Source organism: Streptosporangium roseum DSM 43021, assembly GCF_000024865.1.
Lineage (GTDB): Bacteria > Actinomycetota > Actinomycetes > Streptosporangiales > Streptosporangiaceae > Streptosporangium > Streptosporangium roseum.
Genome location: NC_013595.1, coordinates 4,106,052 through 4,127,432, shown reverse-complemented (window position 1 = coordinate 4,127,432; position 21,381 = coordinate 4,106,052). Strand labels below are relative to the sequence as shown.

The following is a 21,381-nucleotide window of genomic DNA, read 5'->3' as shown; positions in this document are numbered from 1 at the left end:
GCAGACGCTCTCTGGCGCGGGAGAGATTGACACCCCCGTCCCGGGCGGCAACCCTGTTCCTTGAAGGAGAGCGCTCTCCCGCAGCGAGAGGATGTGCCGGGTGACCGACGAAGAGCTGGGCCGGATGGTGGAGAAGCTGGACCTGGAGCAGAAGGTGCGGCTGCTCACCGGCGCGACCGTCTGGCGTACCCACGCCGAGCCGGACATCGGGCTGCGCGCCGTGGTGACCTCGGACGGGCCGGTCGGCGTGCGCGGCGAGGGCTGGGACGAGCGGAGCACCTCCCTGGCACTCCCCTCGCCCACCGCCGTGGCGGCGACCTGGGACGAGGATCTGGTCCGGCGGCTGGGCGCCCTGCTGGCGGCCGAGGCCCGGCGCAAGGGGGTCGACGTCCTGCTCGCGCCGACGCTCAACCTGCACCGCTCGCCGCTCGGCGGCCGGCACTTCGAGTGCTTCTCCGAAGACCCCCTGCTGACCGGCCGGATCGGCGCCGCCTACATCGGCGGCGTGCAGTCGGGCGGCGTGGCGGCCACGGCCAAGCACTACGTCGCCAACGACTCCGAGACCGAGCGGCTCACCCTCGACGCGCGCCTCGACGAGCAGACCCTCCGCGAGGTCTACCTGGCGCCGTTCGAGATGGCCGTCGAGGCCGGAGTGTGGGCGGTCATGTCGGCCTACAACGGTGTCAACGGCACCACGATGTCGGAGAGCCCGCTGCTCACCGAGCCGCTCAAGGGCGAGTGGGGGTTCGACGGGGTGGTCGTGTCTGACTGGGGCGCGGTGCGCTCCACCGCGGCGGCCGGACGCGCCGGCCAGGACCTGGCGATGCCTGGTCCGGGAGGCCCGTGGGGAGACGCTCTGATCACGGCGGTACGGGCGGGCGAGGTGTCGGAGGCGGCGATCGACGACAAGATCCGGCGGCTGCTCCGGCTGGCCGTGCGGGTCGGGGCGCTGCCCGGGGAACAGCTCGGCGAGGGGCCGCCGCACCGGGAGGTCCCCCGCGCGGGGGCCTCACGAGAGGGACGGGAGCGCGGGCAGTCGCCGTACGGAGAACCGTCACGTGAGAAGCGGCCGCACGACGAGCCACCACGCGGAGAAACAACACACGGGGAACGGCCGCACGGGGAGGCCTCACGCGGAGAAGCGGCACACAGAGAACGGCCGCACGGGGAGGCCTCACGCGGAGAAGCGGCACACGGGGAACGGCCGCACGGGGAGGCCCCGCACCGGGGGCTGCCGTACGGCGGAGCGCCGGCGCCGGCCGGTGCCGGGGACCGCGCGCTGCTGCGCCGGGCCGTCTCGGCGAGCACCGTGCTCCTCCGGAACGAGGGCGCGCTGCTCCCCCTGGACCCCGCACGGCTGCGCCGGGTCGCCGTGATCGGCCCGAACGCCTCCGGCGCCAGGATCCAGGGCGGAGGCAGCGCGGGCGTCTACCCCGCCTCCGTCGTCTCCCCGCTCGAAGGCATCCGCAGCGCCCTGTCCGGCGTGGCGCGGGTCGACCACGCCCCGGGCGTCCACACCACGAACCTGCCCACCCCGCTGGGCCTCGGCAACGCCCGCGACCCGCTGACCGGCGAGCCCGGTGTCCTGGTCCGCCTCCTGGACGGCGCCGGGGCGGAGATCCACGCCGAGCACCGGCTGACCGGCCGCATCCTGGAACCGGCGTCCGTCGGCTCCGCCGCCACCGTCGAGATCCGCGCCCTCCTCCGCCCCGACACCGACGGCGTCTGGAATCTGGCCGTCGCCGGGTGGGGCCGCGTCCGTCTTGAGGCGGACGGCCGCGTCCTCGTCGACGAGGAGATCGAACGCGACACCGACGACCCCGCCACCGTTCATCTGTCTCCTCCGTACCGCCGCGCCCGGCTCGGGCTGACCGCGGGCCGCGAGGTCGAGCTCGTGGCACGGCGCCGGCTCGTCCCCGGCAGCGGAGTCGCCTCCGTGCTGGCCGCCGACCCGCCCCGCCTCGACGACGACGCGGAACTGACCGCCGCGGTCGAGCTCGCCCGTGCCTGCGACGTCGCCGTCGTCGTGGTCGGCAGCACCGACGAGAGCGAGAGCGAGGGGGTCGACCGCGTCTCGCTCGACCTGCCCGCGCGCCAGGACGAGCTCGTCCGCGCGGTGGCCGCGGCCAACCCGGCCACCGTCGTGATCGTCAACTCGGGCGGCCCCGTGGCCCTGCCGTGGCGCGAGGAGGTGCCCGCCGTGCTGCTGAGCTGGTTCCCCGGGCAGGAGGGCGGCCACGGCCTGGCGGACGTCCTGTTCGGCGTCGCCGAGCCCGGCGGGCGCCTCCCCACCACCTGGGCCGACGGCGCGCTCGCCACCACCACCCCCGTGGACGGCGTGCTCGCCTACGAGGAGGGCCCGGACATCGGCTACCGCGCGTGGCTGCGCGCGCCGGCGCCGCCCGCCTACTGGTTCGGTCACGGGCTCGGCTACACCTCATGGTCCTACGAGAGCGTCCACGTCCCCGGGCGCGTCGAGCCGGGCCGGCCCTTCCCGGTCCGGGTACGGCTGCGCAACACCGGCGAGCGGGCCGGGCGGGAGGTGGTCCAGATCTACCTGGAGCGGCCGGACACGGCGGTGACCCGCCCCGCGCGCTGGCTGGCGGGCTACGCCCCGGCCGAAGCGGGCCCCGGGGAGAGCGTCGAGCTCACCGTCGACATCCCGGCGCGCGCCCTCCGGCACTGGTCGGCGGAGGACCACACCTGGCGGACCGAGCCCGGCGCCTTCACCGTGCTGGCCGGCCGTTCCGCCGGCGACCTGCCGCTGAGCGCGGTGACGGCGCTCTGAGCCTGGGGGACGGCGGCGGCCGGAGGCGTCCCCCGAGGGCCGGGAGATCCTTTGGAGAGCGCTCTCCGGCTATGCTATAAAGACCGTATGAACGAAGATCTCCCGCTGGCCTCGGGGTCTCCCACGCTGGAAGACGTGGCCCGAGTGGCGGGCGTCTCCCGCGCCACCGTCTCCCGGGTGATCAACGGCATCCGCAACGTCGACCCCGCGATCCAGGAGACGGTCAGGCAGGCCATCTCCACCACCGGCTACGTCCCCAACCAGGCGGCCCGCTCCCTCGTCACGCGGCGCACCGGGGCGATCGCGCTGGTCGTCTCCGGAGCGGGCGGGGAGAGCGAGGAGCACCCGTTCCCCGGCCAGGTCTTCGCCGACCCGTTCTTCGGCCGCGTGGCCGGCGGCATCGTCGGCTTCCTCCGGCCTCGCGGCATCCACCCGATCCTGATGTTCGCCGAGACCCCCGAGGCCCGCGCCCAGGTGATCACCTATCTCCGGCAGGGCAACGCCGACGGCGCCGTCCTGGTCTCCACCCACGCCGAGGACCCGCTGCCGCGGCTGCTCGCCGGCTCGGGACTGCCCGCCGTCCTCTTCGCCAGGCCCGCCAAGCCCATCCCCATCAGTTACGTCGACGTCGCGCACAGGGCCGGAGCGAAGCTGGCCGCCGACCACCTGGTCGCTCGCGGCTGCCGGCGCGTCGCGACCGTCTCCGGCCCCCTCGACGTCCCGGCCAGCCAGGACCGCCTGGCCGGCTTCCGGGACGCCATGGCCGCGCACGGCCACCCCTACATCCCCTGCGTGGAGGGGAACTTCACCCACGACAGCGGCGAGGCGGCCATGGAGCGGCTGCTGGCCGAGCACCCGGACGTGGACGGGGTCTTCGTGGCCAACGACCTGATGGCCCAGGGAGCCCTTCTCGTACTGCGCCACCACGGCCGCAGGGTGCCGGACGACATCGCCGTGGTCGGCTTCGACGACAGCAGCGCCGCACTGGCCTGCCGGCCGCCGCTCACCACGGTCCGCCATCCCGTCGAGGACATGGCCGCCGAGATGGCGCGCCTGCTGCTGACCCACATCGAGCAGCCCGGCCACCAGGTGACCTCGGTCATCTTCGAGCCCACCCTCGTGGTCCGCCAGTCCGCCTGAGCGCGCGGCGGCGCACACTGGAGGACATGGACCACAACGCCGAGCTCCGGGAGTTCCTGCGCACCCGCCGCGCACGCCTGAGCCCGCAGCAGGCGGGCGTGCCCGCCACCGGCGGCACCCGCCGGGTGCCCGGTCTGCGCCGGGAGGAGCTGGCCCGTCTCGCCGGTGTCAGCGTGGACTACTACACCCGCCTGGAGCAGGGCCGTCATCTCAACGTCTCGGAGAGCGTCCTGGACGCCGTCGCCCGCGCCCTGCGGCTCGACGGGGTGGAGCGGGCCTACCTCTTCGAGCTCAGCCGGTCCAAGCCCCGGCCCACCCGGCGCCGCGCCCCCACCCGGCCGCAGCGCGTGCGCCCCGGGCTGCACCGCATACTGGACGCTCTCGCCGGAGCCGCCCCCGCGTTCATCCTCGGCCGCCGCATGGACGTCCTGGCCTCCAACCGCCTCGCCCGCGCACTGATCACCGACTTCGACGCCCTGCCGCAGCGCGAGCGCAACCTGGCCCGCTACATGTTCCTCGACGAGGCCGCACGCGAGCTCCACGTCGACTGGGACGGCGCCGCCGTCGAGACCGTCGCCATCCTCCGCCTGGACGCAGGACGCCATCCCGACGACCCCCAGCTCGCCGAACTCGTCGGCGAACTCGCCGTCAAAAGCGAGGAGTTCCGTACCTGGTGGGCCGATCACAACGTGCGCGAACGCACCCACGGCACCAGGCGCTACCACCACCCCGTCGTCGGCGAGCTCGTCCTGTCCCACGAGTCGGTCACCTTCCCCGGCGACGCCGACCAGACCATGTGCGTCTACACCACCGAGCCCGGCAGCCCCTCCGAGGCGGCCCTGCACCTCCTGGCGACCTGGACGGCTCCCCACCCACCGGTCACCGCCTTGCGGCAGGACGGCCAGGGCCGCGAGGAGTAGCCCACCGGGTGCCGATGTGTCGCCTGTGACAGCGCTTTCATCCGGCGCATATCACTTGTCATTCTCGAAGCGGTTGGCTTGAAAAGACAGGCACTTGCTTATAACGTGACGCGCCCCCCTTTCAGGCAAAGTTACGCTGTGAAGACTCCGTCGGAGGATGGGCGGCTGGCAGATCAGTTGTCGATCGGTTTTCTCACCTCGGTCTTTCCGATATCGCTGCTCGACGAGGTGATAGGGGTCAGCGGATGCGCGGAGAGGCGGCGACGGGCGCTGCCGGCCCGGCTGACGATTTATTACGTGCTGGCCCTTTGCCTGTTCTCTGACAAGAACTATGACCAGGTCATGCGCCTGTTGTTGAACGGGCTTGCATGGCGGTCGCGCTGGGTCTACACCTGGGAGCCTCCCAGCGCCTCGGCGATCAGCCGGGCCCGGGCACGGCTCGGCGCGGAGCCCCTGCGCGTGCTCTTCTGCCGGGTGACCGGGCCCGTGGCGGAACCGCAGGCCTCCCGGTCGTGGCTGGCCGGCCTCCGGCCGGTCACGATGGACGGCACCACGCTGGTGGTCCCCGAGACCCGCGACAACTCGGCGTTCGGCTATCCGGACGGAGCGGCCCGGTTCCCCTGCGTCCGGGTGGTGGCCGTGGCGGAGAACGGCACGCACGCGTTGATCGACGCGACGTTCGGCAGCTCCGCCGTGGAGGAGCGCACCCTGGCCCGGAGGCTGTTGCGGTGCCTGGAGTCCGACATGCTGCTGCTCGCCCGCTCCGGCCGCTGGGGGTTCGAACTGTGGCGCCAGGCGGCCGAGACCGGCACGCACCTGTTGTGGGGGGTCACCGGGGCCGACGCGCTGCCGATAGGACGCAGCTTCGAGGACGGGTCCTACCTGTCCAGACCGGCCGGCCTGGGCGGCGCGCCCCTCCGGGTCATCCCCCTTCCCGGCGCGGAATGGCTGATCACAACGCTGGTCGACCCCGGGCAGGCGTCCGCGTCGGAGCTGGCGGCGCGCTACGCCGAGCGATGGGTCATGGACAGCGCGCTGGCCTGGCTCCACTCCGACCGCAGAGGTCCGGCGATCACGCTGCGGTCGAGGAGCCCGGAGATGGTGGCACAGGAGATCTGGGCCCTGCTCTGCGTCTACCAGGCCATGCGCGAGCTGACATGTCAGGCCGCCAGCCACGAGGGGGCGTCGTGCACGTGTGCTCGCGTCTGACCCGGCCGTCGCGACCGGGCCGCCGCGCCCTTCCCCCGGCGTCGGACCTCCCGCCATCGCACTCCTCCCCAGCCGGCCTCCGCGGCGCGCGCGGTCCGCATACGTCGCGGCCCGCCCCTCCCGCGCGTGCGGGAGAGGCGGGCCGGCCCTGCCGGGCGGACGGGGCCGCCCGGGAGATCCCGGGAGGCGCTCGGATCTCAGGCGGTGAGGTGGAGCTTCTGGTTGTAGACGCCCGAGTTGGCGACGGTCTCACCGAGAAGCTGGAAGGTGGCGCTGAAGCTGGCCGTGCTGGGGCACAGGAAGCTGCCGCTGTCCTTGTTGAGGGTGTAGTTGACCGCCCCGGCCTGGGCCTGGACCACCCCGATGACCGGACGGTTGGGGTTGGTGGAGTTGAAGGCGTCCAGGACGATGCTGTTGCCGGCGCCGGAACCCTTGTAGGTGCAGCTGATGGTGCCGAACCAGCCGGTGCTCGACGAGGTGACCTTGACGCTGTTGAGGGTTATGGTGCCGTCGCGTCCGTTGGGGAGGACCGGGGCGAAGGTGACGTTGCCGCCGTTCCAGGGGAGCCCGACCGCGGTCACGCTGGACTGGCCGCCGGCGCTGTTGGGGCACTGCGGGCCGGGGCTGTTGCTGAAGTTGTAGGCCGAGACGTTCAGCATGGTGCCGTTCGACTGCACGGTGCCGTCGATGACGCCGACGTTGCAGGTGGCGGTGGCGAGGGTGGTGCTGATCGACACGTTGCCGAGCAGCGTCGCCCTGACCTTGCCGGAGTAGAGCGCGCCGAACTGGTCGTTCCTGTGGATCTGAGTGGTGGCCGCCCAAGCGGAGGTCGGGACGAACGCGAGTGCCAGCACGACGGCGGTCACGGCGAGAACGAGATTTCGGAGGCGTTTCATCGGCCACTCCTCTGTAATTTACCGGACATCGTGAGAGTAGATAGCCGCATATCTCCAGTCAATATCTCCGCGTCAGACAGTTCAGTCAGACGGCGATTTCGTATCGCAAATCCACGAAAATCTGTTGAGATAAGCGCCGCGTGATAAAAGCCGCCGGCCGGTGAATCAACGGCAATCCCGCAGCCCCGGAACACCGCGCACAAAATCGCCCGGAAATATTGTTCTCGCAGCTCAGACCGGTGACGAAGGCCCCCTCCCCGAATCCCGGACTCCCGCCCGGAGACCGTAACGCACCGGATGGCGCCACGTTGATTCCAATCACGCCGGATACACGCCGGCCCGCCTAATACGGCGCCGCCGGCCGGGCCACGGCGTGCCGCTCCGGACACGGATGCCCCGCGGGCGCTTGACAAACAATTCGACCAGCGGAAATCCCCGCCAGCCGCCTCCGGCCACCGGCGGAGGTGAGGGGCTTTCCGGATTATCCGCCAAAACAACCAAGCGCTTGAGTCAACGATTGTCCCGGCTCGCGCGGTCGCGGCCCGCGCGCCCTCCCGGTCCCCGGCGACGGCGCGGCGGGCCGGCTCGGCGCGGAGGCCCGCCCACCCTCCTTCACGCTCACGATCCCCATCCGGATGTCCGGAGAACACCTCGAGGCCGCGTGTCCCGGGGCCTCCGGGAGCCCTGCCGGGGAATCCCCGGCGGAGAAGGATGTTGAAGGGAGGGTGAACGCAGCACTTCAGACGACGCGGCTCTCGATCCTGGATCGCTCCCTCATCCGCCGGGGGCACGACCACACGCAGGCACTGCGCGACACCGTGAGGTTCGCGCAGGAGGCCGAAGCCCTGGGCTACCACCGCTTCTGGGTGTCGGAGCACCACGGGGTGCCAGGGGTGGCGGGCTCGGCACCGACCGTCCTGGCCGCCGCCGTCGCCGCCGCGACCTCGCGCATCCGGATCGGCACCGGCGGCGTGATGCTCCCCAACCACCGGCCGCTGGTCGTCGCCGAGCAGTTCGGCGTCCTCGAATCGCTCTACCCGGGCCGTATCGACATGGGCCTGGGCCGTTCGGTCGGCTTCACCGGCGGCATCCGGCGCGCGCTCGGCCACGACAAGCACGACGCGGAGGGCTTCGGCGACCAGCTGGCCGAGCTGCTCGGCTACTTCACCGGTGACCAGAAGGCGCATCCGGGCGTGCACGCGTTTCCCGCCGAAGGTCTGCGGGTGCCCGCATACGTGCTCGCCACGGGTGCCGGCGCGGACATCGCCGCCGAGCACGGGCTGCCGCTGGTGATCGCGGCGGCAGGCGACCGGGAGCGCACGCTGCAGGCGATCACCCGTTATCGCGGTCTCTTCCGGCCCTCGGCCTGGTCGGCGCGGCCGTACGTCGTCGTCGCGGCCAACATCGCGGTCGCCGAGACCGCCGAGCGGGCCCGCCGCCTGCAGGTGCCCGAGGCGTGGGCGACCGCCTTCTCCCGCACCCACGGGGTCTTCCCGCCGCTCGCCCCCGCCGGGGAGATCCTCGCCATGGACATGACCGACCGGGAACGCGCCCTCTTCGAGGAGGCGTTGCGGGGGCAGATCCACGGCACGCCGGACGAGGTCGCGGCCGCGGTGCGGGAGCTGGTCGAGCGCAGCGGCGCCGACGAGGTGCTGGTCACCATGAACACCTTCGACCACGGCGAGCGGCTCGACTCCTACCGCCGCCTGGCCCGCCTGGCCGGCGCCCCGGAACGCCGCCCGGCGTACGGGTAGGCCTCCGGGAGCCCGGCCCCCCCCGGTCACGCCCGCGCGCGCGTCCGGCCGGTGACGATGTCGCTGGTGACGTGACGGTTGACGACGCCGAGAGGGCCCAGGCCGGACAGGATCGTGACGATCTGCTCGGAGAGCCCGGCCGGAGCCGACCGGGCGCTGGTGAGAGCGACGGTGGCGGCCTCCCGCAGCCGGTCCGGGCACAGGTCGGCGACGCCGGTGACGACCTGCGCCGGGACGCCGGCCGGCTCGGCGAGGCGGACGACGTGCCGGGCGTCCGGGCAGTGTGATCCCGCGGCAATGAGCAGGAGATCGCTGGCGCCGGTGATGGAGGCGACGGCGCTCGCGCGGTCGGAGGCGTGATAGCAGAAGTCGCCGGGGTCGGGACCGCGCAGGGCGGGGAAGCGGGCGCGGAGGGCGGCGACGACGGGAGTGGCCTGCTCGACGGGGATGCCGGTCTGGACCAGGTAGGAGATCGCCTCCGGGTCGGCCGGCCGGAGCCGCTCCACGTCGGCGGCGCTCTCCACCAGGACGGTCGATTCCGGGGCCTGGCCGAGGACGGCGGAGACGGCCGCGTCACCGGACCTGCCGATCACGACGGTGAGGTCTCCGCGTTCGGTGAAGCGCGCCACCTCGGCGTGGGCCGCGGCCACCAGGGGGCAGGTGGCGTCGATGATCGTCAGGCCACGGGCGGCGGCTTCGGCGCGCAGCGCCAGGGACACGCCGTGGGCGGGAAAGACGACGCCGGCCCCCTCCGGGAGCCGGTCGAGATCGGTGACCGTGGTGACGCCCTCGCGGGTCAGGGCCCCGGCCTGGTGGGGGTCGTCGGTGACGGGGCCGTAGCTGAACACCGCCTGGCCGCCGCCGGCCGTGTCCCGGGTGATCTCCAGGGCCCGCCGGGCACCGGGACAGGCCGGCCGGGTGCCGGCCAGCAGGACGCGGCGGCTGCGCATGGCGGCCTCCCACCGCCTCATCGCGTCGCCGACCACCTCGGTGGCGGCATGATCGTCGGGGTGGACGGCGGCCGCGAGGCCGGCGGCACGGCCGTCGCGTTCGAGGTAGGAGACGGCGAGCATGTGGCCGCCGCGGGGAGCGGGCCGGCCGGCCGGGTCCGCGGTCAGCGGCGCGTAGCGCACGCGCAGCCCGTCGCGGGCCAGCGCCGCGCCCAGGGCCGGCGCGGCCGGACACTCGATCACCCCCCGGTCGGGGTGTCCGAAGGAGGAGGCGACGACCACTCCTCCCCTGGGTACCTTCTGGCAGGCGAAACGTTCCCGGATCTTGGTCCTGTTCAAGCCTGTGTCCTCGGTCGTGCCGGAGGCCGAGCCCCCGGCGCCGGATTCGGGTTTCGGTGCGGGCTCGCGCGACCCGCCAGGCCATGGGTTCCCCGTGGGCGGCCCGATACACGCCTCCGGCGCCGGTTCACATGGTCGCGGCGCGCTGCAGCACCCCTCTGGCGAGGGTGTTGCGCTGGTAGGGGCGGAGTCGCGCTTTGAGCGTCGCCAGGGCGGCGCGGGTCCGTCCGCTGCTCAGATGGGGATAGTCGTCGAGGAAGGTGTGCCAGGTGGCCGCGGCCTGTTCCAGATGCCCCTGGTCGAGGTAGAGCCCCGCCAGGGTGGCGGAGGTGAGCGCGCGGGCCCGGCGTTCGGTGGCCGGGCGGTGCCGTATGGAGGTGGTCAGGGCCTCGACGGCGGCGGGCCGGTCCTCCAGCGCGGTCAGCACCGCGGCGTGCTGATGGGCGAGGGACGCCTGGTGGTAGGCGCCCACCGTCTCCGCGCCGGTCCCCGTCGTGGCGACGGCGTGATCCAGATGGTGCTCGGCCGCGCGGAGGTGCGTCAGCGCGGCGCGGCACTCGCTCCGGCTCGCGGCCGCGGCGACGGCGGCCTGCCCGTGGAGGAAGGCCCGGGTGCCGGGCTCGATCGCCCCCGGGACACCCGACAGGGCCGCTTCGGCGAGGTCGAGGGCATGACGGTGGTGTCCCAGGGTGTAGGCCTGAACCGACAGCGCCCGCAGGGTGACCGCGTAACCGACCGCGTCGCCGTTCTCGGCGGCGAGCTTCAGGGCCGCCTGGTAGTAGCGCTGCGCGGCACCGTGGAGTTGCTCGTCGAAGCACATGAAACCGCACAGGTATGTCAGCTCGGCGGCGATCGACAGCATCCTGCGGCGGGTGGTTGAGCTCATCCGGCACCGTAGCCACGGCACGACGTCCACGGCGAGATACCCCGACAGGGCCCGGCGGGCCTGGCCGCCGCCGAAGGCCGTGTCGGTGTAGGAGAACACCTGGGCCATCGCCGCGGCCGCCTCCACCTGCGGGGCGCCTATCCGCGGCGCCGGATCGCGGCCGCCGCCGGCGGTCACCGCCGCCACCGTGGCGTCGGCCCAGCCGGGGACGGTCAGCGCGGCCAGGTTGTAGACGCATTCCTCCAGCACCCGCCGCCGGCCGGGGCGGGGCCCGGCGTGCAGCTCGACCAGCCCGGCCAGGGCGTCCGCCTCCCACCAGGCCGCGCCGCCGACGTCGGCGCCGGCAGGGTCGCGGGGCTCCCGATCCGGCCGCGACAGACCGATCTCGGCGGCGGTCAGGGAGCGCCCGAGCCGGCGCGACAGCGCCTCGGCCACCAGGTCCGGCACCGGAGAGCGCGGACGCATGCCCGCCAGCCAGTGCGCGACCGCCGCCCGGCCGTACCTCAGCGTCACCCCCGCCTCGACGCCGAGATCGTTCACCGCGCCGGCCAGTTGCTGGCCGGTCCACCCGGTCTCGGTCAGCAGTGCCCGCAGCCGGACGTTCGGTCGGTGTCCTGTCGCCATCCGGGTCCTCTCACCCGGCGCGGCGACAATAGTCCTCCGTTCTCGGGCACAGGGCCGGGCGGGCCGCCCGCCGATGGGCGCCCGCCCGGGGACGGCCGTCCGGCTCACCGCTTCCATCTGCGGCAACGGCCGCGGCCGCCGCTCCGGCCGTACGGCTCTCCGCCTCCTTTCCTTTCCGTCCACCGGTGGCCCGGAGGCGCGCCCCGCGACCTCGGCCACCGGCGTGAAACACGGCCGGCAAATGAAACCACTCCCCCGGCGCCGGGGGGTTCCGAGACATTGCGGCGCCAGCCGTACTGGAAGTGAGCCTGCCCTTCGTCGCGGGGATGCGGCGTCGGCCGCGTCCGTTCATATCGCTCCGGCAGCGCCCGGAAATCCGGAAAAACAGGAAAGAGGTGAGTGTGGTGACGACCGCACCAGTGCTCGGCTTCACCGACAGCACCACGCGATCGGCACATGAGGTACTGGCCGCGGCCCAGGAGCTGGCCGGACCGGCTCACCGCGGCGCGGTGGACCGCCTGCCGGAGGAGATCCGCCACATCGCCGGCTACCACGCGGGCTGGTGGGACGCCGAAGGCCGCCCGCGGCAGGGCGGCGGCAAGGCGGTCCGGCCGGCCCTGGTGCTGGCCTCGGCGTGGGCGGCCGGCGGCGAGGACGCGGAGACCGTCCGGGCGGCGGTGCCGGCCGCGGTCGCGGTGGAGCTGGTCCACGACTTCTCCCTGCTGCACGACGACATCATGGACGGCGACCTGACCCGCAGGCACCGGCCGGCCGCGTGGTCGGTGTTCGGGGTCGGCGAGGCCATCCTGGCCGGCGACGTGCTGCTGACCCTCGCCCTGGACCTGCTCGCCGGGAGCCCGGGCCTGAGGGTGCTGACCGGCTCGCTGCTACGGCTGTGCTCAGGGCAGAGCGCCGACCTGGCGTTCGAAACCCGTACCGACGTCACCCTCGCCCAGTGCGTCGAGATGGCCGCGGGCAAGACCGGGGCGCTGCTGGGCTGCGCCTGCGAGATCGGCGCGCTGGCCGGTGGCGCCGGCCAGGACCGCGCCGGGCTGTTCGGGCGGTTCGGCCACCATCTCGGGCTGGCCTTCCAGCTCACGGACGATCTCCTGGGGATCTGGGGGGATCCCGCCGTCACCGGCAAACCCGTCTTCTCCGACCTGGCCGCCCGCAAGAAGTCCCTGCCGGTGGTCGCCGCCCTCACCTCGGGCACCCCCGCGGGCGAGCGGCTGGCCCGGCTCTACCACGGCGACCGGATCCTGGACGAGCGGTCCCTCGCCCATGCCGCCGACCTCATCGAGGCGGCCGGTGCCCGCGCCTGGGCGCAGCGGGAGGCCGAGGCCAACCTCGCCGCCGCGCTGGCCTGCCTGCGGCAGGCCGACCCCGCCCCGGAAGCGGCCGGCGACCTCCGCCTGCTGGCCCAGCTGATCACCCGGCGGGACCGCTGACATGGCCGACCACATGCCCACGACGACGCCTACGGACGGGCTGACCATGGACGGACCGCCGGTCGGCGGGCTGCCCGACGGCTCCGTCCGGACGGTGCTGCTGGCCTCACCCCGCTCGCTGTGCGCCGGTGTCGAGCGGGCGATCGAGACCGTGGAACGCGTCCTGGCCGACCGCGGCGCCCCCGTCTACGTCCGTAAGCAGATCGTGCACAACGTTCACGTGGTCGCCGATCTACGGCGGCGCGGCGCCGTCTTCGTCGAGGAGCTCGACGAGGTGCCCGACGGGGAGACCGTGGTGTTCTCCGCGCACGGCGTCTCCCCGGCGGTCCGGGCGCAGGCCGGCCGCAAGGGGCTGCGGGTGGTCGACGCCACCTGCCCCCTGGTCACCAAGGTGCACGTCGAGGCCCGCCGCTTCGCCGCGCGCGGCGACACCGTCGTGCTGATCGGGCACGCCGGGCACGAGGAGGTCGAGGGCACCCTCGGCGAGGCGCCGCGGCAGAGCGTGCTGGTCCAGACCCCCGCCGAGGCGGCCGCCCTGGAGGTCGACGACCCCACCCGGGTGTCCTATCTGACCCAGACCACCCTGGCAGTGGACGAGACCTCCGAGGTGGTCGAGGCGCTGCGGGACCGGTTCCCGGCGCTCTCCGGGCCCGGCAGCGACGACATCTGCTACGCCACCACCAACCGGCAGCACGCCGTGGCGGGGATCGCCGCCGCCGCCGACCTGGTGCTGGTCGTCGGATCGGTCAACTCCTCCAACTCGGTGCGGCTGGTCGAGCTCGCCCGGCGCCAGGGCACCCCGGCCCACCTGATCGACGACGCCGGCGGCATCGAACCCGGATGGCTCCACGGGGCCCGCGTGATCGGCCTGAGCGCGGGCGCCTCGGCCCCGCACCACCTGGTGGAGGAGGTCATCGCCTTTCTCCGCGGCCTGGGGCCGCTGCGGGTCCGGGAGCACCGCCACACCACCGAAACCGTCCGCTTCGCTCCGCCTAAGGAAGTGCGTACGAATGAGCGCTGACATCGCCACCGCCGTCCCCCACGCGAGCCAGGACGCCGCCTCCGCCGCGAAAACGCCGGCCGGCACCGGCACGACGATCACGAGCGGCCTTCTCCCCCGGATCAACGGCCCCGGCGACCTGCGCCGCCTGCCACCGGGCCGGCTGCCCGAACTGGCCGGCGAGATCCGCCGTTTCCTGGTGGACAAGGTCAGCGCCACGGGTGGTCATCTGGGTCCCAACCTGGGGGCGGTGGAGCTCAGCATCGCGCTGCACCGGGTGTTCGCCTCGCCCCGGGACGCGATCGTGTTCGACACCGGCCACCAGGCCTACGTGCACAAGATCCTCACCGGCCGCCAGGGCGGCTTCGACCGGCTGCGCCAGGCTGGCGGGCTGTCCGGGTATCCGAGCCGCGCGGAGTCGGTCCACGACCTCGTCGAGAACTCCCATGCCTCGACCGCCCTGTCCTACGCCGACGGCCTGGCGAGGGCCTTCCAGCTCCGCGGCCACACGGACAGGCACGTGGTGGCGGTGATCGGGGACGGGGCGCTGACCGGCGGCCTGGCGCTGGAGGCGGTGAACAACCTCGGTGCCGCGCCCGGCCGCCCCGCGATCATCGTGCTCAACGACAACGGCCGCTCCTACGCCCCCACGGTCGGCGGGCTCGCGAGCCACCTCGCCACCCTGCGCCGGCCCGGGGTCCCCTCTCCCCGGCCGGGCGTCCCCAACGTGTTCGAAAGCCTGGGCTTCTCCTACCTGGGACCGGTCGACGGCCACGACATCGGCGCGCTGGAGGGGGCACTCCGCCAGGCCCGTGCCCTGCGCCGGCCCGTGGTGGTGCACGCGGTGACGGTCAAGGGCAAGGGGTACGGCCCTGCCGAGAACGACAGGGCCGACCACATGCACGGGATCGGGGTGCTGGACCCGGCCACCGGACGCCCGCACGACGTGCCCGGCGCGGCGCCGCCGTCGTGGACGTCGCTGTTCGCCGACGAGATGACCGTGATCGGCGCCGAGCATCCCGGCGTGGTGGCGATCACGGCGGCGATGCCGGGCCCGACCGGGCTGGCCGAGTTCGCGACCAGGTTCCCCGACCGTTTCTTCGACGTCGGCATCGCCGAGCAGCACGCCGTCGCCTGCGCCGCGGGGCTCGCCCTGAACGGCATGCATCCGATCGTCGCGATGTACGCGACCTTCTGCAACCGGGCCTTCGACCAGGCGCTGATGGACGTCGCCCTGCACCGGCTCCCCGTCACGTTCGTCCTGGACCGGGCCGGGATCACCGGACCGGACGGCCCCAGCCACCACGGCATGTGGGATCTGGTGCTGCTCGGCATGATCCCCGGACTGCGGATCGCCGCCCCCCGCGACGCGACCCGGCTGCGCGAGCTGCTCCACGAGGCCGTCGGCCATGACGGCGGGCCGACCGTGGTCCGCTATCCCAAGGCCAATGCCGGCCCTGACATCGCGGCGCCACGGAGGCTCGGCGGTCCGGACGGCGTCGACGTGCTGTCCCAGCACGGCGACCAGGCCCTGCTCGTGGCCGTCGGGCCGCTCGCGGGACCGTGCCTGGCCGCCGCCGCGCAGCTCCGTCACCACGGGGTCGGCGTGACGGTGGTCGACCCGCGCTGGGTGGCGCCGGTCTCCCCGGTGCTGGTCGAGCTGGCCGCCGCGCACCATCTGGTGGTCACCGCCGAGGACGGCCTGCGTACCGGGGGCGTCGGCACGGCGATCGCCACCGCGTGCGCCGACGCCGGCCTGACGACGCCGGTACGCACCCTCGGTCTGCCGAGGGAGTTCATCGGCCACGGTGAACGCGCCCACCTGCTGGCCGCCGCCGGCCTGGACCACCGCTCGATCACCGCCTCCGTGCTGGAGGCCGTCCGCCCGGGAGTCCCCGGGCGGACGGCCCCTTCACCGGCGGGCGAGCCCCGGCCGGTCGGAGGATGGTCATGAGCGCCCCCGTCCTCCTGGGCATGCCCGGTACCGGCGCCCCGCCCACGGCCCCGCGGTCGTCTCCCTCCCCGTCGCCTGCCTCCGCCGTCCTCAGGCCGCGCCGGGTGACCCGCCGGCTCCAGGTGGGCGGGGTCGCGGTGGGCGGGGACGCCCCGGTGTCGGTGCAGTCGATGACCACCACCGTCACCGCCGACGTCGGCGCCACCCTCCAGCAGATCGCCGAACTCACCGCCGCGGGCTGCGAGATCGTCCGCGTCGCCGTACCGTCCCAGGACGACGCCGACGCCCTGCCGCAGATCGCCAGGAAATCCACCATCCCGGTGATCGCCGACATCCACTTCCAGCCCAGATACGTCTTCGCCGCCATCGACGCCGGGTGCGCCGCAGTCCGGGTCAATCCCGGCAACATCCGGGCCTTCGACGACAAGGTGGGGGAGATCGCCCGTGCGGCCGGCGCGGCCGGGATCCCGATCCGGATCGGCGTCAACGCCGGTTCCCTCGACAGGCGGTTACTGGCCAAGTACGGCAGTGCCACCCCCGAGGCGCTGGCCGAATCGGCCCTGTGGGAGTGCTCCCTGTTCGAGGAGCACGGCTTCGCCGATCTCAAGGTCTCCGTCAAGCACCACGACCCGCTGACCATGATCGCCGCCTACCGGGTGCTGGCCGCGTCCTGCGACTACCCCCTGCATCTCGGCGTCACCGAGGCCGGTCCCGCCTTCCAGGGCACCGTCAAGTCCGCCACCGCGTTCGGCATCCTGCTGGCCGAGGGCATCGGCGACACCATCCGCGTCTCCCTGTCCGCTCCACCGGTGGAAGAGGTCAGGGTCGGGACGCAGATCCTCCAGTCCCTCGGGCTGCGGCCGCGCCGGCTGGAGATCGTCTCCTGCCCCTCCTGCGGCCGGGCGCAGGTCGACGTCTACCGGCTCACCGACCAGGTCGCCGCCGCCTTCGACGGGTTCCCCCTGCCCCTGCGGGTGGCCGTCATGGGCTGCGTCGTCAACGGGCCCGGCGAAGCCCGCGAGGCCGATCTCGGCGTCGCGAGCGGCAACGGCAAGGGGCAGATCTTCGTCCGCGGCCGGGTCGTCGCCACCGTCCCGGAATCGAAGATCATCGAAGCTCTCATCGAGGAGGCGACGCGCCTCGCCGAGCAGGCGGACGCGGGCGACGACGTCCCGGCGCCCTCAGGAAGCGCGCCAGAGCCGTGATCCGGCCCCGAGAGCACCGGCCGCGCATCTCACCGGTACGGAGGACAGCACCGTACCGGCTCCCGCAGCCCGCCGCCGGAGCCGTGAGCGCCGACCCCGAAGACACCTCACCCCCTCGGAGGAATGGATGAGCACCACGCGTACGGCACGTCCCGCCGGAGCCTCTCCCCAGGACCTTCTCGCTGAGATCGCCGTCGATCCCATGGGTCAGGTCACCGCCTCGGTCTACGAGACGGCCCGGCTGGTGGCGTCGGCACCGTGGCTGAGCGGCCACCGGCGGCGGATCGAGTTCCTGATCCGGGGCCAGAACCCGGACGGCACCTGGGGAGGACCGGGCCCCTACGTGCTGGTCCCCACCCTCAGCGCGGTCGAGGCCCTGTTCACCGTGGTGAGCGCCGCCCGGCCCGGCGAGCGGGCCGCATCCGGCCACAGCGATGTCGCGGGTGCCGTCCACCGCGGCCTGCACGCGCTGTTCGCGCGGCTGGACCCCCAGTCGAGAGCCGTCCTTCCGGACACCATCGGGGCGGAGTTCCTCATCCCCTGGCTCGTCGGCGAGATCAACCGGCATCTGGACGCGCTGGAGAGGCACCCCGTCCCCGGACTGGCCGCCTGGCACGGCTCGGGGCGCCTCCACACACCCGACGGGTGGGATCCGGCCCCCCTCGACCGGCTCCGCCATGCCGCCGGGCAGGGGCACGCGCTGCCCCCGAAGGTCTGGCACTCCCTGGAGGCGCTGGGGGGCACCGCCGTACAGGCTCCCCAGGTGCGTCCCGTCGGCGGGGCCGTGGGCTGCTCGCCGGCCGCCACCGCCGCCTGGCTGGGCCCCGGGGACGGCGACGGGGCGGGCACGGAGCGGCGGCGCGCGATCGAATACCTGCACACCGTGCAGGCCAGGCACGACGGCCCGGTCCCGGGCGTGACGCCGATCGGCGTCTTCGAGCGGGCCTGGGTGCTCTCGGCGTTGGCCGAGGCGTTTCCGGGCACCGCGCCGCCCCGGGAGCTGGGCCACAGCCTGCACGCCGCCTTCGGCGACCTCGGCGTGCCCGCCGGCGCGGGCCTGCCGCCCGATTCGGACGACACCGCCGGGGCGCTCCACGCCCTGGCGCTCATCGGCAGGCCCCGGTCCCCGGAATGCCTCTGGGCCTACGAGGCCGACACCCATTTCCGCTGCTTCGCCGCCGAGCGCACTCCTTCCACCAGCACCAACGCCCACATCCTCATGGCCTTCGGGGACCATGAGGCCGGCGCGGCGGACCGGGCCCGCTACCGGCGGGCGATCGGCAAGATCTCCCACTGGCTGCACGGGCAGCAGCGGCCCGACGGGAGCTGGATCGACAAATGGCACGCCTCCCCCTACTACGCCACGGTCTGCAGCGTCTCGGCCCTGGCCCGCCACGGGGACGCGTCGTCCGCCGCGGCGCTGCGCGCGGCCGCCGAGTGGGTGCTCGGCACCCAGCGCCACGACGGGTCATGGGGCCTGTGGTCCGGCACCTCCGAGGAGACCGCGTACGCGATGCAGACCCTGCTCCGGGCCCCCGCACGCGACGACGGCGCGGTGCGCCGCGCCGTGCTGCGCGGTGACGCCTTCCTCGCCGGGCAGCATCGCGCGGACCACCGTGACCACGACGGACGCGACGACCACGACGGATCCGGCGGGCGCCGCGGCCATGACCGCCACGGCGAGCGCGGCGGACCCGACGGACCCGACGGACCCGACGGTCACGGTCGCCGGGGCGACGCCCGGCGGTACCCGCCCCTGTGGCACGACAAGGACCTCTACGCGCCCGTCGCGGTCATCCGGGCCGAGACGCTGGCCGCCCGCACCCTGGCCCGGACCCGGATCCTGGAGAGGCAGCGATGACATCCCCCGCACCCGGCGCTCCTCCCCCGGCAGGCGCGGAGGGGGTGGCGGCGTGAACCTCAACGGATACCGGTTCGCCCTGCGCACGCGGTCGTTCCTGGAGGCCCACGCCGCGGACGGGACCGGCATGGTCGAGCTCGGCTCGGCTCCGGAGCCGCGACTGCTGGTCTGGCACCCCGAGACGGTCGGGGAGATCTTCCGCTCCGAACAGCAGATGGTCCTGGAGGGCAGCGACACCCTGGGACCTCTGGTCGGGCCCCACTCCCTGCTCTTCGCCAACGGGCCACGGCACGCGGCCTACCGCAAGGTGGTCGGTACGGCGTTGCGCGGGCACCGGCTGGCCGCCTACCACGGCACCATCCGTGACGCCGTCGACGCCGCGCTGGACGGGCTGGTCCCGGGCGAGGTGTTCTGCCTGCCCGAATGGACCCGCGACCTGACGCTCCGGATCATCGGGCAGATCGTGCTCGGCCACGCCGGGCACGAGACGCTCGGCCCCTTCACGAGGTGGGTGGAGTACACGCTCGGATCCCGGCCCCGCACCCTCGCCTACCGCCACCTGCGGGTGCCCGGACCGCTGCCGTCACCGTGGCGGACCTTCCGGCGGCGCAGGACGGAGATCGTCCACAGCCTCCTGGAGGCCGCGCGTCCCGCGACGGCGGCCGCGGGACCGTCCACGCTCGCCGCGCGGCTGTCCGCCGGAAGCGAGCCCCTCGGCCCCGTCGGCGACGAGGAGCTCTCCGACCAGCTGGTGTCGCTGCTGTTCGCCGGCCATGAGACGACCGCGTCCGCGATCGCCTGGACCCTGTTCTGGCTGCACCGCGACGACCGCGTCCGCCACGACGTCCAGGAGGAGCTGGCCGCGACCGGCGACGACGGCTCCGCCGCCGAGAGGGTCCCCCTGCTGAACGCGGTGTGCCAGGAAGCCCTGCGGATCTCTCCCCCCGCCACGGTCGCCGGCAACCGGACGCTCACCGCCGACCGGCGGATCGCCGGCCGGCCCATGCCTGCGGGCACCCGCCTCACCCCGTGCATCGCCCTGGCCCATCGCAACCCGGAGGCCTACCCGCACCCGTGGCGCTTCGATCCCGCGCGGTTCCTGGACACGCGGAGATCCGCCCAGGAGTATCTCCCCTTCGGCGGAGGGACCCGCCGGTGCCTCGGCGCGAACCTGGCCATGCTGGAGATGCGGATGGTCGTCGCGGCGGTGCTGCGCCGGCACGCTCTCCGCTGCCTCAACCCCGAGGCCGGGGTGCCGAACCTGCGAGGGCCCGCCATGGGTCCCGGGCCGCTCAGGATGGCGGTCGGCGGGTGCCCCCGGCGGGCCGGGACATCGGGCGGGACGGCCGCGGGCACCCCCATGACGAGAACCGAGGGTTGACTTCCTCCCCATGGCTGAAGCCCGGGGCCTCCACACTCAAGGAGATTCGATGACCTCGCTGGCCACTCGGAGCCGGCCGATGACCCGGGGACGGGCACTGATCCGCATCCACCGGCTCGAATACCCATTCCCGGCGGTATACGCGTGTCACGTGCTCTGGGGCGCCTGCTTCGCGGCGACCGACCCCGGGCAGCTGTTCACCGTGCCCGTACTGGTCACCCTCCTGGCCAACCTGCTCGCCGTCGTCTCGCAGAATCCGCTCAACGCGGCGCTGGACATCCGCGCGGACTCCCACACGCGGGGGAAGGGCGGCATCGCCACCGCGACCCGGCGGCTCAGCCCGGCCGTGGCCTTCCGGTGCGCCGCGATCGAGAAGACGCTGGCACTGGTGCTGGCGACCGCGGTCTCGGTGGGGCTCGGCCGTCCGGCGGTGGCGATCGGCGTGGGGCTGGCGATCGTCCTGCACCTGCTCTACAACCTCGAACCCGTCCGCCTGAAGCGGCGCGGCTTCGCCAACCCCGCCTACTTCGCCCTGACCTTCGCCTTCCTGCCCTGCGTGTCGACCTACTCGGCCGTCCGCCCGGACGTCCCGGCGCCCGTCTGGCTGGTGTTCGCCGGCCTGGCGGTGCTGCTGTTCGGACGCTCGCTGTGGTGGTCCATTCCGGACCTGGCCGGAGACGCCGCCGCCGGTGACCGCCCGCCTGCCGTACGGCACGGCGCCTACCGGTCCCTGCTGGTGGCCTGCGCGGCCACGGCGGGCGCGCTCGTGCTCGTCGGGTGGGGCCTGTGGTGGCTCTACGGCCCGGCGTGGTCACTCCTGGGCGTCGCGGCCTGCGCCGCTTTCCTCATCGACAAACTCGGCCTGCTGCCCGGCATCTCCGACGAGAACCTTCCCGATGAGAGGACGATGCGCAAACGGAGCCTGTCCATGGTCCTGGCGGCCGACCTGCTGCTGGTGGTGATCCCCCTGGTGGCCGGATGAGACAGCCGCGGTGACCGGACGGATCGGGTCTCCGGGGCGCCCCG

The 21,381-nt window shown here is 73.7% G+C and carries 15 protein-coding genes; 12 read left to right on the top strand and 3 right to left on the bottom strand.

The window, feature by feature from the left end; genetic code table 11:
* Nucleotides 1–91: 91 nt before the first annotated feature.
* From SROS_RS18060 to SROS_RS18045, 4 genes are all read left to right on the top strand, one after another.
* On the top strand, nucleotides 92–2,788 hold the full coding sequence (locus SROS_RS18060) for a glycoside hydrolase family 3 C-terminal domain-containing protein (protein WP_043652269.1): 2,697 nt from the start codon (nucleotides 92–94) through the stop codon (nucleotides 2,786–2,788).
* Nucleotides 2,789–2,875: 87 nt separating this feature from the next.
* Nucleotides 2,876–3,928 carry a LacI family DNA-binding transcriptional regulator gene (locus tag SROS_RS18055; protein ID WP_012890387.1) on the top strand — a complete coding sequence of 351 codons (1,053 nt, stop codon included), beginning with the start codon at nucleotides 2,876–2,878 and terminating at the stop codon, nucleotides 3,926–3,928.
* A gap of 26 nt (nucleotides 3,929–3,954) precedes the next feature.
* Complete coding sequence (locus SROS_RS18050; protein ID WP_012890386.1) at nucleotides 3,955–4,848, top strand: helix-turn-helix transcriptional regulator; 894 nt, start codon at nucleotides 3,955–3,957, stop codon at nucleotides 4,846–4,848.
* A 138-nt stretch (nucleotides 4,849–4,986) separates the two neighbouring features.
* Nucleotides 4,987–6,057, top strand: coding sequence for a transposase domain-containing protein (locus SROS_RS18045; protein WP_012890385.1), 1,071 nt, complete (start codon nucleotides 4,987–4,989; stop codon nucleotides 6,055–6,057).
* A gap of 197 nt (nucleotides 6,058–6,254) precedes the next feature.
* On the opposite strand, the gene SROS_RS18040 is transcribed toward SROS_RS18045, so the two are convergent.
* On the bottom strand, nucleotides 6,255–6,953 hold the full coding sequence (locus tag SROS_RS18040) for a hypothetical protein (protein ID WP_012890384.1): 699 nt from the start codon (nucleotides 6,951–6,953) through the stop codon (nucleotides 6,255–6,257).
* A 725-nt stretch (nucleotides 6,954–7,678) separates the two neighbouring features.
* Between SROS_RS18040 and SROS_RS18035 the strand changes: the two genes are divergently transcribed.
* Nucleotides 7,679–8,707, top strand: coding sequence for an MsnO8 family LLM class oxidoreductase (locus SROS_RS18035; RefSeq protein ID WP_012890383.1), 1,029 nt, complete (start codon nucleotides 7,679–7,681; stop codon nucleotides 8,705–8,707).
* Between the two features lie 26 nt (nucleotides 8,708–8,733).
* On the opposite strand, the gene SROS_RS18030 is transcribed toward SROS_RS18035, so the two are convergent.
* Both SROS_RS18030 and SROS_RS18025 read right to left on the bottom strand, forming a co-directional pair.
* The gene (locus SROS_RS18030; protein ID WP_012890382.1) at nucleotides 8,734–9,996 is read right to left on the bottom strand and encodes a 4-hydroxy-3-methylbut-2-enyl diphosphate reductase; all 1,263 of its coding nucleotides are present in this window, start codon (nucleotides 9,994–9,996) and stop codon (nucleotides 8,734–8,736) included.
* A gap of 127 nt (nucleotides 9,997–10,123) precedes the next feature.
* Nucleotides 10,124–11,506: an NsdA family TPR-like regulatory protein gene (locus SROS_RS18025; protein ID WP_012890381.1), complete on the bottom strand. Its 1,383-nt coding sequence runs from the start codon at nucleotides 11,504–11,506 to the stop codon at nucleotides 10,124–10,126.
* Between the two features lie 395 nt (nucleotides 11,507–11,901).
* Between SROS_RS18025 and SROS_RS18020 the strand changes: the two genes are divergently transcribed.
* From SROS_RS18020 to SROS_RS17990, 7 genes are all read left to right on the top strand, one after another.
* Entirely contained in the window at nucleotides 11,902–12,954 is a 1,053-nt protein-coding gene (locus SROS_RS18020; protein ID WP_012890380.1) for a polyprenyl synthetase family protein, read from the top strand.
* 94 nt (nucleotides 12,955–13,048) lie between these two features.
* A complete protein-coding gene (gene ispH / locus SROS_RS18015; RefSeq protein WP_425358635.1) occupies nucleotides 13,049–13,975 on the top strand; it encodes a 4-hydroxy-3-methylbut-2-enyl diphosphate reductase in 927 nt (308 codons plus the stop codon).
* Nucleotides 13,965–15,908, top strand: coding sequence for a 1-deoxy-D-xylulose-5-phosphate synthase (locus SROS_RS18010; RefSeq protein ID WP_012890378.1), 1,944 nt, complete (start codon nucleotides 13,965–13,967; stop codon nucleotides 15,906–15,908). The genes ispH and SROS_RS18010 overlap by 11 nt, the downstream gene beginning before the upstream one ends.
* Nucleotides 15,905–17,113 carry a flavodoxin-dependent (E)-4-hydroxy-3-methylbut-2-enyl-diphosphate synthase gene (ispG, locus tag SROS_RS18005; RefSeq protein ID WP_012890377.1) on the top strand — a complete coding sequence of 403 codons (1,209 nt, stop codon included), beginning with the start codon at nucleotides 15,905–15,907 and terminating at the stop codon, nucleotides 17,111–17,113. Before SROS_RS18010 ends, ispG begins: the two co-directional genes overlap by 4 nt.
* Nucleotides 17,114–17,240: 127 nt before the next feature.
* Nucleotides 17,241–18,974: a prenyltransferase/squalene oxidase repeat-containing protein gene (locus SROS_RS18000; RefSeq protein WP_012890376.1), complete on the top strand. Its 1,734-nt coding sequence runs from the start codon at nucleotides 17,241–17,243 to the stop codon at nucleotides 18,972–18,974.
* A gap of 52 nt (nucleotides 18,975–19,026) precedes the next feature.
* Nucleotides 19,027–20,355: a cytochrome P450 gene (locus tag SROS_RS17995; protein WP_012890375.1), complete on the top strand. Its 1,329-nt coding sequence runs from the start codon at nucleotides 19,027–19,029 to the stop codon at nucleotides 20,353–20,355.
* 49 nt (nucleotides 20,356–20,404) lie between these two features.
* Nucleotides 20,405–21,337, top strand: a complete 933-nt coding sequence (locus tag SROS_RS17990; protein WP_012890374.1) for a UbiA prenyltransferase family protein — start codon at nucleotides 20,405–20,407, stop codon at nucleotides 21,335–21,337.
* The last annotated feature ends 44 nt before the right edge of the window (nucleotides 21,338–21,381 follow it).